The organism is Leptospira alstonii serovar Sichuan str. 79601, from assembly GCF_000347175.1.
Classification (GTDB): domain Bacteria; phylum Spirochaetota; class Leptospiria; order Leptospirales; family Leptospiraceae; genus Leptospira; species Leptospira alstonii.
On record NZ_ANIK01000113.1, the window covers coordinates 20,617 to 35,450 of the forward strand.

13 protein-coding genes are annotated in these 14,834 nt (G+C 41.7%); 4 read left to right on the plus strand and 9 right to left on the minus strand.

Annotation, left to right across the window (positions count from 1 at the left end; genetic code table 11):
- Positions 1-42 precede the first annotated feature (42 nt).
- From argJ to LEP1GSC194_RS18590, 3 genes are read left to right on the plus strand one after another with little or no spacing between them, the layout of a single operon-like run.
- Positions 43-1,194, plus strand: a complete 1,152-nt coding sequence (argJ, locus tag LEP1GSC194_RS18580; RefSeq protein ID WP_036043764.1) for a bifunctional glutamate N-acetyltransferase/amino-acid acetyltransferase ArgJ — start codon at positions 43-45, stop codon at positions 1,192-1,194.
- Positions 1,175-2,479, plus strand: coding sequence for a hypothetical protein (locus tag LEP1GSC194_RS18585; protein ID WP_020775065.1), 1,305 nt, complete (start codon positions 1,175-1,177; stop codon positions 2,477-2,479). The genes argJ and LEP1GSC194_RS18585 overlap by 20 nt, the downstream gene beginning before the upstream one ends.
- Positions 2,476-4,848, plus strand: coding sequence for a PP2C family protein-serine/threonine phosphatase (locus LEP1GSC194_RS18590; RefSeq protein WP_020775024.1), 2,373 nt, complete (start codon positions 2,476-2,478; stop codon positions 4,846-4,848). Before LEP1GSC194_RS18585 ends, LEP1GSC194_RS18590 begins: the two co-directional genes overlap by 4 nt.
- A 378-nt stretch (positions 4,849-5,226) precedes the next feature.
- Here LEP1GSC194_RS18590 and LEP1GSC194_RS18600 read toward each other — a convergent pair whose 3' ends face one another.
- The 3 genes from LEP1GSC194_RS18600 to LEP1GSC194_RS18610 are packed head-to-tail and all read right to left on the minus strand — an operon-like array spanning position 5,227 to position 7,305.
- A complete protein-coding gene (locus LEP1GSC194_RS18600) occupies positions 5,227-5,916 on the minus strand; it encodes a hypothetical protein (protein ID WP_036043765.1) in 690 nt (229 codons plus the stop codon).
- A gap of 13 nt (positions 5,917-5,929) precedes the next feature.
- Entirely contained in the window at positions 5,930-7,054 is a 1,125-nt protein-coding gene (locus tag LEP1GSC194_RS18605; protein ID WP_020775023.1) for a suppressor of fused domain protein, read from the minus strand.
- A complete protein-coding gene (locus LEP1GSC194_RS18610; protein WP_020775048.1) occupies positions 7,051-7,305 on the minus strand; it encodes a hypothetical protein in 255 nt (84 codons plus the stop codon). Before LEP1GSC194_RS18610 ends, LEP1GSC194_RS18605 begins: the two co-directional genes overlap by 4 nt.
- A 32-nt stretch (positions 7,306-7,337) precedes the next feature.
- Between LEP1GSC194_RS18610 and LEP1GSC194_RS23385 the strand changes: the two genes are divergently transcribed.
- The gene (locus tag LEP1GSC194_RS23385) at positions 7,338-7,466 is read left to right on the plus strand and encodes a hypothetical protein (RefSeq protein WP_017809355.1); all 129 of its coding nucleotides are present in this window, start codon (positions 7,338-7,340) and stop codon (positions 7,464-7,466) included.
- A gap of 253 nt (positions 7,467-7,719) precedes the next feature.
- Here LEP1GSC194_RS23385 and LEP1GSC194_RS18615 read toward each other — a convergent pair whose 3' ends face one another.
- From LEP1GSC194_RS18615 to ligA, 6 genes are all read right to left on the minus strand, one after another.
- A complete protein-coding gene (locus LEP1GSC194_RS18615; protein WP_017809357.1) occupies positions 7,720-7,950 on the minus strand; it encodes a hypothetical protein in 231 nt (76 codons plus the stop codon).
- A gap of 79 nt (positions 7,951-8,029) precedes the next feature.
- Positions 8,030-8,386, minus strand: a complete 357-nt coding sequence (locus tag LEP1GSC194_RS18620; protein WP_173644592.1) for a hypothetical protein — start codon at positions 8,384-8,386, stop codon at positions 8,030-8,032.
- Between the two features lie 19 nt (positions 8,387-8,405).
- Positions 8,406-9,929, minus strand: a complete 1,524-nt coding sequence (locus tag LEP1GSC194_RS18625) for a thiolase C-terminal domain-containing protein (RefSeq protein WP_020775053.1) — start codon at positions 9,927-9,929, stop codon at positions 8,406-8,408.
- Positions 9,930-9,933: 4 nt separating this feature from the next.
- Positions 9,934-10,389: a MaoC family dehydratase gene (locus tag LEP1GSC194_RS18630; RefSeq protein WP_017809359.1), complete on the minus strand. Its 456-nt coding sequence runs from the start codon at positions 10,387-10,389 to the stop codon at positions 9,934-9,936.
- A 434-nt stretch (positions 10,390-10,823) separates the two neighbouring features.
- A complete protein-coding gene (locus LEP1GSC194_RS18635) occupies positions 10,824-12,449 on the minus strand; it encodes an acyl-CoA dehydrogenase family protein (protein ID WP_020775031.1) in 1,626 nt (541 codons plus the stop codon).
- Positions 12,450-12,777: 328 nt separating this feature from the next.
- On the minus strand, positions 12,778-14,823 hold the full coding sequence (gene ligA / locus LEP1GSC194_RS18640; RefSeq protein ID WP_020775027.1) for an NAD-dependent DNA ligase LigA: 2,046 nt from the start codon (positions 14,821-14,823) through the stop codon (positions 12,778-12,780).
- Positions 14,824-14,834 lie beyond the last annotated feature (11 nt).

Below are 14,834 nucleotides of genomic sequence, written 5' to 3' on the forward strand. Positions count from 1 at the left end.
AGATAGATCCAATCGACACGTTGAGGGATCTTATTCATGACCATGCCTAAAGGTTTTTTATCTTTTGGAATTAATATCGGTATCAAAGACGACACAAAAGACTTCGGCGTTATTTATTCCGAAGTGCCTTGTAAAGCGACCGCCGTGTTCACTAAAAACAACTTTCCGGGCGCTCCCGTAATCGTAGGAAAGGAACACCTTCAATCGGGCGTCCTTCAAGCCATCGTCATCAACTCAAAAAATTCAAACGTTGCAACCGGCGAGAAAGGAATTCAAAACTCGAGAGAAATCTGCAAAACCATCGGAGAATCTCTCGACATCTCCGAAACGTTAGTCCTTCCTTCCTCCACAGGTGTGATCGGAGTTCCTCTCAAAATGGAAATCATTCTCCCCGCTTGCAAAAAAGCGAAATCACTTTTAAAACCGGGAAACTTGGAAGAAGTCGCGGAAGCGATCATGACGACGGACACAAGAAAAAAGATTTCTTTCCGAAAAATTAAAACGAAATCGGGAGAAGGAACGATTTACGGGATCGCAAAAGGAGCCGGAATGATCGAACCGAATATGGCGACGATGCTCTGCTACATTCTTTCCGACGTTTCTCTTCCGGAAGGAAGCGACCTCTACGACGTTCTAAAATCTTCGGTCGATCGGAGTTTCAATTGTTTAACGATCGATTCGGACACTTCCACATCCGACACCGTTGCGCTACTCTGCAACGGCTTATCCGGTGAAAGTTCGCTCGAAGATTTTTCAAAGGCCCTTTCGGAAATCTGTATCGATCTTACGAAACTCATCGCGATCGACGGAGAAGGCGCCACTAAACTGATCGAACTTACGATTACGGACGCGAAAAACGAAACACAAGCGAGAAAAATCGGCAAGTCCATTCTCAATTCTCCCTTAGTGAAAACCGCAATCTACGGCGGAGATCCGAACTGGGGAAGGTTGGTGATGGCCGTGGGTAAGGTCTTTGACGAACCGATTCCGTTTGAAGGACTTCAGATTCATTTCGGAACCCTTCCGGTCAAGGAAGCAAACCCGGAAACCTTAAAAAAGCTTTCCGAATATCTTAAAAATAATACTGAAATTTCCTTAAATGTGGTATTGAATGTTGGAACGGTTTCCATGAAATTTTGGGGCTGCGATTTTACGGAAAAATACATAGAAGAGAATGCCTACTACACTACCTGAAAGTAAAGATACCCGGCGGGGATTTAAGGAAACATTCCGTTCTCTTGTAACGGATTATTATCTCATTTCCGGAATCATTAATCTATTCGCAAAAGGGACATCGGTTCTCGTCGCGTTGGGGTTTTATTTTTTTATTCTCTCCGTGTTCCCGACGGCGATCGAGTACTACATGGAAGTAAGCTTACTTTCCACTTTGATATTTGCGGTTTTTATCATATTCCCTCTTCAAGAAAAACTCAGCGGCAAACTTAAGTCCATTCTGATTTCCGAATATTTGAGCGATGATCCCCGTTCTTCCCGATTGGCTTATCGTAAATTCGATCACGAAGGTCTGATTAAAAACGTTTTTCCCGATCTCGTTCGATTGTCCGAAAGTAATTACGGAAAACTCGCCTTACTCAACAACGATTTGAGAACGTTCGAACTTTATACGTACGCAAAAAAGAAACAAAGAAAAGTGATCACACACGACGGGATCAACCCTAAGGCAAAACTTTTGAAATACATTTTGAATAAGAAAAACGGCGCGATCATCGGAGAACCGGATCAAAATCACGAAATCAACGAAGACTTTGTGAGTCTCAGGGCCAATTTCATATTACCTTTCGTTTATAGAGAAACTCTCTTCGGTTTTTTAGCCGTATCCAACATTCCCAAGGATTCGGTCAGACAGGATCTGAGTTTTCTTTCCGGAAAATGCGGAATCGCCGTTCACAATCATATCCTTTCCTCGCAGGTTGCGGAAAATAAAAAATACAGAAAGGAATTGGAAACCGCCGGAAAAATCCGAAAATTCCTGGAAGCCGCGGAACCGCCTATGATCGGAAACATTCGGATCGAACTTCTTTCCAGAGAACCGGGAGAACTCGTGGAGTTTCTGAATTCGGACGGAGACGAGACTTACTTCGTCATTTTAAAACTGGGAATCACGAATCAGGTTTCCGTATTAGTTCTTTGTTATATACTGGGAACATTATATTCGGCGAGAACTTCCAGATCCGTTCAAAGTTTGAGTTACGTCAAGAGTCTCGTGGAATCCTACCTCAAAGAAATTTCCTGGAACGAGGAATACGATCTTCTCGTCGGAGTCATTCGAAGAAACGAAAATACGGTTTCCTTAAAAACGTCGGGAAAAAATTTCAAAGTTCATAGAAACTCCGATTTCGGTAAAAACCTTCTTTCGACGGGGTGGGAAGTGGAAGAAAACATAGAAAACGATCCTTTGGTCCTTACCTGGAAGAGTCGCACCATGATTTCGATTCACGATCTGAGGCTCCCGTCGTGAGAAATATACTTTTACTGTTTATCTCCCTGATCTTACTCAGCATCGCTTTGCTCGTCGGAGTTTTACAAACTTCTTCCGAAACGTTAAAACCTCCGTTTTATTATTATCCGAACGGAACGATCATCCAAAGCAGCGAAGAGTTTCCCGGTATTCTCGGAAAAAAAGTCGATCTTCTGGAATTGGAAATCGCCGTAAAGATGGCCGAGTCCGGGCAAACTTACGAAAACGGAATACACGTTTACGACAAGGGAGTCAGTGAAACGATTCCTGTGATTTTAGCGCCTAAATCCTATTACTTGGTCATCAAAGAATTTACGAGAGATATTCTGATCTCGCTCTTGTATCTTTCGGTGGCGATTTGGTTTTTCTTTTATACGAGAGACCTCTATATGCTTTTATTATTCGGGTCCTTATCGTGTTTGAGCTTGTTTAATTTCTTTTTAGTGGGATTTCACGAGTTTCACTTCTTATTTTTCTTTTTTCTATACTTTACCGCATTCGTAATTTTGAATATTTCCTTCCGACTCAGAGGGAAGGAACTTCCTACGCGTTGGTTCGCTCCGGAGGTTATCTTTTCTTTGATCGCCGGTTTCGTAGGCAGATCGCAAAAAGCGGACCCTCATATTTTCGGAATACTCGCGACCAACGGAGTTTATTTCATCTTATTCTGCTCCGTAATCTGTATTTTCTTTCTCGTTCTGGATTCGATACGAAATCTGTTCCCTCTCCAGAGTTTATTCAAGAAGTTAAGTTTGATACTGGCATTCAGCGCGATTTCCATTCTCCCTTTCGTTTCGGTCGAGTTTTCGGAACTGATCCCTCCGAACTTCTCCAAACTTATGATCTTATTCGCGTTTCTGATCTTTCCCGCGTTGATCATCTACGGAACTTTTATGTATTCGATCGTTCCGGTTCAAATCGCATTCAGTTCTTCCCTCACTTCGATTTATCTGATTCTCATCTTAGCGGGCGGTTATTTATTTTTGCTCGGAGCGTTTTTCAAATTCGATCCGATCGCCGCGGATAAATATTTGCAAGAATTCAACATTCTCTTTCTTTGTTCGAGCGTTTATACTTTAAGTTCCATCAATAGACGTCTTTCCAATCTCGTGGACACGTGGAGTTTTAAACGAAACCAGAAATTACATGCCGCTATGGAAACGATTTCTGCAATGATCAGCGCTCCGATTTCGATGAGAGCGACCATCAACAGCCTTATGAAAAAAGTTTCGGAAGCGTTGGACATCACCAAAATTCTTGTATTGATACCGGCGGATAAGTTTCCCAGAACCGATCTGAAAAACATCAACTTCATTCGGATTTCCTCCAATTCCGAAATCTGGCAATATTTTGCGACCAATACGGAAGTTACTGTCACCACACATCTCGCGTACGGACTCGGGATCAGAGAATCGGTTTATAAATTTCTTCACAACTCGGGAGTACAGCTTACATATCCTATCCTCAATTATTCCAAAGGGAAAGAGGTTTTGGCCGTGTTTCTAGTGGGTGAAAAGAGCAACAGAAAGAACTTCAATCTCGGAGAACTTCATTTTTTGAAGGAATGCACTCGAATGGCTTCCATGCTTCTACAGAATTACGCTTTATTGGCCGAAGAAGTGGAGAGAAAAAGAATCGTTCGCGATCTCAACATGGCTTCGATCATCGATAAAACTCTCCACGTAGCGGAAGGCGGACAGATTCAAGGAACAAAGATCGGATTCTTTTCGATACCCGCCGTCGGAATCTCCGGAGATTACTTAGACATTCAAAAATTGAATTCAAACACGATGTTGTTGGCTTTAGGAGACGTTTCGGGTCACGGATTGGGAACGGGATACTTAGTCAGCGCGATCAGAGGCATCATACAAAATCAAATTCGAAAAAAATCGGACTTATCTACGATTTTCAAAGTGATCAACTCGTTTCTAATCGAACGATATAGAGGAAGCGAGTTCATGACTTTCATCTGCGGAGAATATAATTCCCAAGAAGAAACGTTTCAATACATCAACGCAGGTCATTCCTTTCCGATTTGTATTCGAAAAGGAGGAAAAGTAGAGTTAAGAACGGAAACTCAAAGAGTTCTAGGCGTCTTACCAACCGAATACAAACACTTAACGATTCCGATTTATCCGGGCGATAAATTAATTTTATTCACCGATGGAGTCACCGAAACGTTTAATGATAACGAAGAGATCTTCGGCGATGAGAATTTTTTAAATCTCTTAAAGAACAATCATCAATTGAATCCAAAAGATCTTACTGATCTTGTACTAAAAACGATTCAAGACTTTAGAGGTAAGAAAGATCTTAGCGATGATATATCTTTCATCTGCATTGAAGTAGATGAAAAGACTCACGAATGAAAAAGAAATCAGTGAGATAAATAAATTTAAAAAAAAATGTAAAAAATTATTAAAACACTTTACATTTTTATCTTGATCCATTAATTATGTCTCTAATCACGGCGTTAAGCTCTGAGAACATTCAGAACTTAACGTTAGTAACACGGAGGAAGAGTCAATGGTTGCAAAAAAGAAAGCAGCAAAGAAGGCAGCTAAGAAAAAAGTTGCAAAGAAAAAAGCAGCTAAAAAGAAAGTTGCGAAGAAGAAATAAGTAAATCTAGCAACACATTTTCATTCTAAGAAGGGATGAAATTTTAAAACCCGCTTTACCAAGCGGGTTTTTTCTTTTAAAGACACTCTTTCAAACGTTTAAGATCGCTCAATCAAACGTCAATCGACTTAAATACCTAAAAATTCGCCGAGAAAACTCATTTCATCCTTCATCTCGGGCAAAATATCTCCGTAACCCTTGATTTGTTTGGACTCTCCGTCCACATTGATCTCATAAAGACGATATTCTTGATTGGTTGCGGATGATTTTTCTAATTTGAAGAAGCGAGTAGGATTCTTTGAGAAACGATTGTATAAAGTAAATTTATGATAATAGAATCCTTCTTTGTTTGTATTGATCGGATAAGGCATAAAATATTCCGCACCGACAAGCAATGAATCCGGCTTTACGATCACCATTCTCGTCCAAGTAGCAAGATTGATCGGATAATTTTCCTCTAAGAAAGACTTCTTATGTTTACTTTCCCAAATCGATAGAATTTTTAAACGGACATCCTTCGCTTGTTTATATCTCTGAAGTCCGTTCAAAGAAATTTCCAACAACGATAAAAGGGGAATCGTCTCATTTTTACCACTCTTAACAAGTTCAAGTTGAACCAACTTCTTGGAAGAATGAAAATCTTGATTATAAATTTCTTGCCAGATCTTTTCCCGCACTTGCGCGCCCTCCGTACTTTCCGATAAAAGAGAGGGAGGAAGCGTAATCCACACTGAAACCGCACAAATCAAAACCGATAAAAACATGAAGTGATCCCTGCAACGTCTGATGGAGTGAGTAATGTCTTCTAAAAGAGTCATTTTCTATAAAATTTTATATGAGACTTTGTCTTTCCGCGTCGTGATACCAAGGAAATCCTTTTTCGTTCCATATCCGATTGAAAGATTGAATTCCGTCTTTCTGCGCGTATTCTTTTTCTTCTTCCGATAACGGTAATAAGGTTAAAAATCGAACCTTCTTTCCGTTTTCGGAGACGAGTTCCGAAAGGTCCGGCGCAGAAGTAAAACTTTCGATATCCCGAAAGAGAATGGAGGTAAAATTCAAATAAAGAGCTTCCGGATCTTTTCTGGACATAGTGATCGTATGCCCGTCACCGAACCACTTCGCCATATTCCAAGGAAAACGAATCAATTCCCCGATTAAATGCGGAACCCAGGATTCCGACCTTTCCAATCCTTCGGAACCGATTTTAACGGCAAGAATCAGTTCGATTCTTGCATAGTCCCCATAATCTTTATGAAAGAGTTCCACCGTGGGCATGTTTTGCGCGCTCATTCCGATCGTAGAATAGATTAGAACTTCAGGGAACTTCTTCGATCTAAATCGTGCGATTCCTAGTTGCGGGTATTTTCCTCCGTCTGCGGACCAATATTTATCATGTTTTCCGAATATAGATTCCAAAAAGAGAAGTCGTTTTTCCTGAATTTCCTTCCATCCTCCCGTTTTAGAACGAGCCTCCCAAAAATCTCGAGACGCACGCACACGATCCGGAATGATCCCGAACTCCGAATTGCCCAGAGGGTACGCCGTAAGGGCTTCTATTTTTGTGTGAAACGAATATCCGTGAAATCCTTTCACACCCGACCATGGGGGAAGAAACGCGATCAAAACTTCTTTGTAAAAAAGAGCGACTCCGTCCCCTTCTTCCGTCCAGATAAAATAAATTTCTTTTTCTTCCAAAGCGGGATGCGGTTTCGATTCGTTTACTTCGGAACGAAGAAGAATCGGGGCTAATCCGTTGGAAAGATCCTCCGCGCTTCTTTTTTCGGGCGCCTCCACACGATTACAAACCCACACGGACTTGATTCCGAATTCGGGATTTTGTTCTCCCTGAAGATAAAGATAAACGGTTCTTCCGTCGTCCTCTAAGTACGCTGTAAAGGTTCCGTATGGATTCGCTTCTTGATAGATTACTTTAGGTTCTGCAAAAGGAGTCATTGAATGGGAATATCTACGATTCTTCGGTTGAATTTTTCAAGAAGCGGTCGAATCGATTGTTCGGATCTAGTTTCGTTTAAAATATCCGGAAAATAAAAAGAAGCGTTTAGAAGACCGGTAAGTTCGATCTCGTTCCAAGATTGAAAAGAATCCAAAACTAAAATCACTTCTTCGGAAACGGGTTCTTGTTTTTTTTTGCTCAGAATGAAAGTCTCGACGGCTCGAGTAGGTGTCATCGGTTTTTTGTACATAGGTCTTTAGACAAGGTTATAACGGAATGAGAATGTTTCAACTCTCTAAAGAATGGAATGAACGTAAGGATTCTAAAAAAGGCGAAGGTGAAAAAGTAAGAAACCGGGAACGCTTAAGAGCCTTAACGTCTTTCCCGGCTTCAAAAGGACTCGAGAACTAACGATGGACGTACTGTTTCAAAGCGCGAATCGGAATTCTTTCCCGGGAAACCCTTGTTTTATACTGCTCGAATAGGATTAAGAATAATAGTGTGATCAGAAATAAGTTTTCCATACTTACAATTGACTACGATTCTAATAAAAAATCGAATCATTTTGGAAATTTTTTTCCAAAGTTTTCACGAAACAATTCCGACTTTTTGGAAAAAAATTGACTGAATAAAAAACGGGTCTTAGAAAAGAAGATCGTTCTTATCAATCTTCCAAAATATTCTTAACTGCTGCCTTGATAGAATTTTTGAGTTTTATCCTGTTACCGGAAGTCAACTTAGACATAATTTCGATCGTTTTCACAAATTCTTCCGCCGCAAGATCCAACATGTCCGAAAGCCGAATGTCGTTTTTATTAACCGAAGAATTTACGGAGTTTTTATTTTTTTTAGGAGTGGTTTTCCGAGCTTTGGTCTTCTTCTTTTTTTGGACCATGATTGAATTCCCCTAGGAAAAGAATGCTACATTACGGATTCTATTATCGGTCGGGTTCGAATCCAGCAGAAAGTGATTCTTATTCTAAAAATATTCCCATCACTCGATAACAATCGATTTTACTTTGGGAGATTTCAAAAATGGATCCGTCCGGTCCGACTTCCTGCAATTTAATCGAATCGGGAAATCCGGTTTTAGAGACGGAATCGGAAACTACGAAAAAGGTGGAATACTTTCTGAGATTGAGGCAGTTTTCGACCTTTCTTCCGTGAAGAAACATGGTTCCTTCTTTTTCGTTGGAAGAATCAGGAACCAAAATCAGATCGGAACCGTTAAAGGTTCGAACCTGACCCGTTTGAATATTCTCAGCCTTGATATGCATAAATCGACCCAATCCTGAATTTTGCGAAACCTTGGAAAATGTCTGACTTATGATTTTGGAAATTTCTTTCAGCTTAAGATAAAATTCCTTTTAAAAAACCGTTTTCGTTCGCGATTTTTAATTTTGAAGAATCGAGTTGAAGCGTTTGATCCGTTTTTAATAGTTCTCCTTTGGAATCGAAAACGTTTACCATTACGTATCTTCCGGGTTTCATTTTTACAAGCGCCAAAGTGTACGGCGCCTTTGTAAAAGATCCGGGATTCATATTTACCGTCGTTGAAGAATAAAGAGTACCGACTTCGTTATTCTTGGCACCGTTTTGATTTAAAAACAAACGCCGGGCCTTTATTTTTTTCGGTTTTAGTTTGGAAGGTGTGGATGAAAAAATCGCGACCGAATTGATACTATCCACTCCTCCGTTTCCTCCCAGCAAAGATTTTTCCGGACGAGTTACTTGAATATCGGGTACTGTTCTAGAATACAATCCATAGTGGGCGGCAACATCGATCAATCCCGTGGCCGCAGAAACGGACATGGCCGCTTGGTAATTTAAAATTCCTCCCATTTCGTTGATCGAAATCGTTTTACCGTTTTTGAATTTTAAGTTTCCGTTTTTTAAACTCTCCGTCGTTTCCTTTTTGGAAATTCCAAAGTATTCCGAGGATTGGAGAATCACCATTCCGGTAAAACAATCATAGATCCAAGCGTAATCGATATCTTCACTTTCAATTCCCGCGGATGCAAAAGCGAGATCGGCCGCTCTTCCCGCCGGTGTGTCAAAGTCTCCCTTGAACATAAAATATTCCGCATGTGCGGCGTGACCGGCTCCGATCAGATACATGGGATCGATTTCTTTTTTAATCTTTCCTTGTAATTGAAGTTTCTTGGCTTTTTTTTCGGATAGAAGAAGAGTCGCAAATCCATGATCGGTAACGATCGCAATCATCGGTGCGGAATAAGGATCGGCGATCGTTCTGGTAAGTTGTTTTTCAGTGATCTCTTGCCCGTAAACATTGGCCCTGGGATTGGAGATCGCGTTGGATCTGAATTTTTTTGTGATCGTTTCCAAATCTTTCCGAGTGATGTCGTTTTCAAACATCATTCTTTTCATCAGAAGTCCGTACATAGCGATCAAAGTCGCTCCGTATTTGAGTTCGTACACGGGATGACAGACGGTTTCGTTCAGACGTTTCATATCGGAAACTTGTCTGAATGCGGATTTGGGAATATCCGCGGCGGCTATCAATACGACCGCCTCCGGATCGGATTGGAGAATAATTCTCGCTTGTCCGAGCGCACCCGTCACACTTGCTCCTCCCAAATCCACGAGATGAGAACGAAATCCGGCAAATCCCAGTTCGTTTGCGATCTTAACGCTATGTCCATAGCCGGATTTTCCCAAAGACGCGGGTTCTATGCTCACAAAATCCGTAAGAATATCCTTGAGAGTTTCCGGTTTCATCTCTAAAAATTCGAGCAGATCGGATATTGATTTTTTATAATGTTCTAATACTTTTCTTTCTCCGGACCATTCTTTATACTCTTCAGAAAAGTCGGACGCAACGGAATCGCTTATACCCAGCAAAACAGGACTCATAAATTTACCTTATGGATTTTATTTTTGTTCGTGAATTCGAACCGGGCGGAAGAACCTTACATTCTCCTTTTCCGATCGTTTCCCCTTTTTGATTGGTCCAAAAAATTTTCATTTCGACCATCTTCGTCCTTTGGATCTTATTTTTTACCTCTACCGTACAAGTTACGGTGTCACCCGGATAAACCGGTTTACGAAACTTGGTCACGGTTTCCAAAGCAACGGTTCCGAGTCCCGGCAGTTTCATTCCCAGAACGGGCGCAAGAAGAGAAGCGGCAAGTCCCCCGTGTGCAATTCTAGTTCCGAATATCGTGGTTTTTGCATATTCTTCGTCTACGTGCAGCGGATTGAAGTCCCCGCTGATCCCCGCAAAAAGATAAATATCCGTCTCGGTGATCGTTTTCGTAAAACTCGCCTTATCTCCGATTTCAATTTCTTCGTAAGATTTCCCTTTTTGATACATTCTCGATTTCTCCGATCGTTTTATTCGGCGCCTGTCCCAAAATCCGAAAAGAAAAAACGCAGGAGTTCCCGCATTTTTAAGTTTTTAACACAAGTTCTTAACGAACATTCGGCGTAAAAAAGATCGGTCACTTTCCGCTACGGCAAGTGGGTTGTGGCAGGGATCAAGGCGGAGTCGATAAAACCGGTTTCGGAGAAACTAAAAAAGCAATTTTTATAGAATACGATCATTTAGCGTGAATTCGGTATAATCGATGCGAAAGCGATTGAAGCGAAAATTCCGAAGGAATTGTAGCATAAAGCGCGGTCCCTCGCCGTTTTTTCTTACGGAAAAAATCGGCGAGGGATTCGCCCAAACGTTCTCCACGAATTCGTGTATTATGAAGTATTTTCTCCTAAAGCCGTCCGTTTTTTGGTTGTCCGTTTTCTTAGTCTTTATACTCCGAAAGCCGCATTACCCAAAATTCCTTCTTTCAAAAATTCGATACAACTTTCTATTTCTTTTTCGGGCGCGTTTAGATTTCCGAACGCACGCAAAAGTTCGTTCACTCCATCCTCATTCAGTTCTTTTAAATATGCAATTCCTCTAATATATCGTGCGGTCAGATAATACGCGAGAATATTAAGATCCTTTTCCTTATCGGAAGTTTTGTAGTGATTGTCGTCTTTCGTCAAATCCCAAACGCTCAGTTTTAAAATCGTCGTTAATGTCAAAAGATCCGCAAAACCGAATTCAAGAGCTTGGCTTTTTTTCCTTTCCGGATTTTCTCCCACGGATCGAATTAAAGAATCCAAACAACGTATCAAAGTCCCGATCGGAGTTCCTTCCGTTTTTTGTTCGGAAAGGTTTCTCATTTCTTCCGTGGCCGCGCTTTGGATGATACTTTTAAACTTATCGTAACCTCCGTAACTCGCGGAAATGATACTTCTTTGAATCTCCGATGTACCTCCTCCGATTGTCGCCAACTTTACGTCCCTGTAAAATCGACTTACGGGAACCTCGCGCATGTAACCCATCCCCCCGTGAATCTGCACCGCGTCGGAAGCGACTTCTTCACCTACCTCCGAAGCGAAGAGTTTTACGATGGAACTTTCCATGGGAAGACTCACGTCCGGCTCGGAATCTTTTTTACGAGCTACAAAATAAACGACTCTTCTGGAAGCGCAGAGATAAACCCAGGTTCTCGCGATCTTCTCCTTCATTGCAAAAAAAGAAAGGATCGGTTTGCCGAACTGTTGTCTTTGCCAAGTATAACGTATACAACTTTCCAACGTATTTTCCATTCCGCCCATCAATGCGGCAAGAAGTACGGTTCTTTCCCATTCCAAAGTCGCTTTACCGATTCTTAAAAATCCGGAGTGTAAAGGACCTAACAAATTCTCATCGGGAACGAACATATCTTGGAATGAAAGTTCCGCAGTTGTCGAAGTGTTGTGGCCTAATTTTTTTAAAACCTTGGAAACGCTGAAACCTTTCCTATCGGACTCAACGATAAACGCTGAAATTCCCATCGGCCCTCGAGACTTTACGGTTCTCGCCATTACGATAAACACTTGTCCGATCGGTCCGTTGGTGATGAACATTTTACTTCCGTTAAGAACAAAACCTCCCGTAGTTTTTTCGGCATAAGTTCTCATTCCCGCCGCATCGGAACCGGAATCCGGTTCAGTCAAACCCAAACCCGCGATCCATTCGCCGGATGCAAGTTTCGGCAAATATTTATTTTTTTGCGCGTCCGTTCCTTGAAATAAAATCGGAAGAGTTCCGATGATCATATGTGCTCCCCAAGAAAGTCCGAAACCGGCGTCCAGCGAACCCGCGTTAAACGCCTCTTGCGCGAGACAACATTGAAAACAAGTACCTCCTTGTCCTCCATATTGTTCGGGAAGAGGAATTCCTAATAATCCCATGGAACCCATCTCCTTCCAGAGCTCGTCAGCCCAAGCGCAATCTTCGTCCCTTTGCTCCACGGAAGGAAGAACCTTTTCCTTTGCGAACTCTTTGACCGTATTGTAAAAATCCCGGTCTTCGCTTTCTAAATATGGATTTAAAAACAACATACACCTTGTCGACTCCGCTTTTACATTTTAGAATTCCATAATACTCTGTTTCATTTCTAAAAAATCTTCGATTTTTTTGTTATCGAATTTTGTACGAGTCCTACACCTCCTATTTTGAGATAGATTCTGAAAATCGGGTTTCGGCAGAAAGAATAGAAAGGGAACTTGACCCCATCAAGTTATTTTTGAATCCGCCACTTGAAGCGAAGAAATAAACATACGTTCAATTTGGAAAGTCGCTTTCTAAAATAGAACCGGAGAATTTTAGAACGGGCTCTAAATCAAAATAAAGTTTTATCGAAATGAAAACGAGGTTTAAGGACGGGTTCTAAATCGGATTCTTAAAATCGATTTTCAAAGATTTCAGCAAATCCAAGAATTGTTTTTCATCGAAGACCGCGATTCCGAGTTCATTCGCTTTTTCTAATTTAGATCCGGCGCCCGGTCCGGCCAAAAGATGAGTGGTTTTAGAACTTACGGCGCTCACTTTTCTTCCTCCGAAATAGACGATCAAGTCCATGGCCTTATCCCTGGGTTGAAAATTTTCAAAAGAGCCCGTGACACACCAAGATTGTCCCGCAAACGGCTGTTGGTCCGCGACTTTTACCGGATCTGCTTTCAACTTAAGTCCGGCCTTTTTAAGACGTTCTATGAGATTTAAGATTCTTGGATCGGCAAAATTCTCTTGAAACGCCTGAACCGTAGAAGGTCCGATACCCGGAATTTCCAAAAGCGACTCGATTCTTTTCGGATCCTTGGAGATGGAAAGAATTTCATCCATGGAATCGATTCCGTGTTCGATCAACAATTCGGTTACTTTATGACCGAGTTCCGAAAGTCCGATCGAAGGAAGCAAAAAACGAAAATCCTTTTGTTTGGATTCTTCGATTCCGTTGAGAATAATGGTTACGCTTTTTTCTCCGAAACCTTCCTCTTCCATCAGCTTTTCCTTTTGATCCTTTAGATCGTACAAATCGGCGACGGATTTTATATAATCGTGGTCGTATAAGAATTCGATTTGTTTATCGCCGAGTCCTTCGATATCCATCTGCTTTCTTTGACAATAAAAGATAATTCCGTTTTTCACTCGATCGGGACAATCCGGGTTCGGACAAAACAGATCGACTAACGTTTCTTTTTTGATCGTTTTGGTGTCACAAGAAGGACAACGATCCGGAATCTTAAAAACGTCTTTGCCCGGAGTAACGACCTCTTCCACAGCGGGAATGATTTCCCCGCGTTTAGCGACTCTCACGATCGCACCGATTCCGACTCCGAGTTCGTCTATATAATCTTGATTGTGAAGAGTCGCAAAAGTAACCGTCGTACCCGCAAGACTCACCGGTTCGATTTCGGCTCTCGGTGTAATCTTTCCGGTTCGACCGACGGCATAAGTGATATCGACGATTTTACTTTCTTTCATCACCGCGTCGAACTTATACGCTCTCGCCCATCTGGGAGAATGAGAAGTATAACCCAGAGCGTCCCGCTTGGAAACGTCGTTGAGTTTAATCACAAGTCCGTCGGTCGGAAATCCTAAGTTATCTTTTTTCTTTTTAAAATCTTTGATCGTCTTTGCGATCTTGGATCCGGCCACAAAAACTGTGTTAGGCGGAACCGGAAACGTGAGTTTTTCGAGTTTGGAAAGAATCTCTTCGTGCGTTTTGAATTTTTTCACGGCGTCCGGAAAAGTTGCGTCGTATGTAAAAATTCGAAGAGGACGTTTTGCCGTATCCGAAGAATTTTTTTGTTTGATGGAACCGGCGGACAAGTTTCTGGGATTCGCGTATTTACCGGAAGAAAGCGCGTTGAATTCCTCGAAGTCCTTGAAGGTCATAAAAACCTCGCCTCGAAGATAAACCGTAATCGGTTCCGGAAGGCGAAGAGGAATATTGCGGATCGTTCGAATGTTATCGGTGACGTCGTCCCCGATCCCGCCGGAACCTCGGGTAACTCCGTTCCGAAGCATTCCATTTTCGTAATATAATACGATGGACGCTCCGTCTATTTTCCATTCCACCGAATACAACCCGTCCGGATCGGTCTTATTGACCCAATCCATCAGTTCGTCTTCGTTGTATGTGTTGATGAGAGATAATACGGGGAGTTTATGCTGAAACTTTTCGAAGTCCTTGTCCAAATCCGAACCGACAACCAAAGTAGGACTTGCCGGATCTTTGAACTGCGGAAATTCTTCCTCTAAGTCTTGAAGTTGTCGGAACAACTTATCAAAATCGAAATCCGATATCTTAGGTCGATTTTTTACATAATATAAATATTGATGACGGCGGATTTCGTCGGAAAGTTCGGCTATTACTTTCTTAGCCTCCTTCTCCGAAAGAAGCTTCCGAGAATCGTCTTTTTTCTTTGGCATATCGACTCCGA

What these genes read in the sequence shown, in the direction of transcription:
- argJ (WP_036043764.1), top strand. Translation starts at nt 43, where the DNA reads ATGCCTAAAGGTTTTTTATCTTTTGGAATTAATATCGGTATCAAAGAC.
- LEP1GSC194_RS18585 (WP_020775065.1), top strand. Translation starts at nt 1,175, where the DNA reads ATGCCTACTACACTACCTGAAAGTAAAGATACCCGGCGGGGATTTAAG.
- LEP1GSC194_RS18600 (WP_036043765.1), bottom strand. Translation starts at nt 5,916, where the DNA reads ATGACTCTTTTAGAAGACATTACTCACTCCATCAGACGTTGCAGGGAT.
- LEP1GSC194_RS18605 (WP_020775023.1), bottom strand. Translation starts at nt 7,054, where the DNA reads ATGACTCCTTTTGCAGAACCTAAAGTAATCTATCAAGAAGCGAATCCA.
- LEP1GSC194_RS18610 (WP_020775048.1), bottom strand. Translation starts at nt 7,305, where the DNA reads ATGTACAAAAAACCGATGACACCTACTCGAGCCGTCGAGACTTTCATT.
- LEP1GSC194_RS23385 (WP_017809355.1), top strand. Translation starts at nt 7,338, where the DNA reads ATGTTTCAACTCTCTAAAGAATGGAATGAACGTAAGGATTCTAAAAAA.
- LEP1GSC194_RS18615 (WP_017809357.1), bottom strand. Translation starts at nt 7,950, where the DNA reads ATGGTCCAAAAAAAGAAGAAGACCAAAGCTCGGAAAACCACTCCTAAA.
- LEP1GSC194_RS18625 (WP_020775053.1), bottom strand. Translation starts at nt 9,929, where the DNA reads ATGAGTCCTGTTTTGCTGGGTATAAGCGATTCCGTTGCGTCCGACTTT.
- LEP1GSC194_RS18630 (WP_017809359.1), bottom strand. Translation starts at nt 10,389, where the DNA reads ATGTATCAAAAAGGGAAATCTTACGAAGAAATTGAAATCGGAGATAAG.
- LEP1GSC194_RS18635 (WP_020775031.1), bottom strand. Translation starts at nt 12,449, where the DNA reads ATGTTGTTTTTAAATCCATATTTAGAAAGCGAAGACCGGGATTTTTAC.
- ligA (WP_020775027.1), bottom strand. Translation starts at nt 14,823, where the DNA reads ATGCCAAAGAAAAAAGACGATTCTCGGAAGCTTCTTTCGGAGAAGGAG.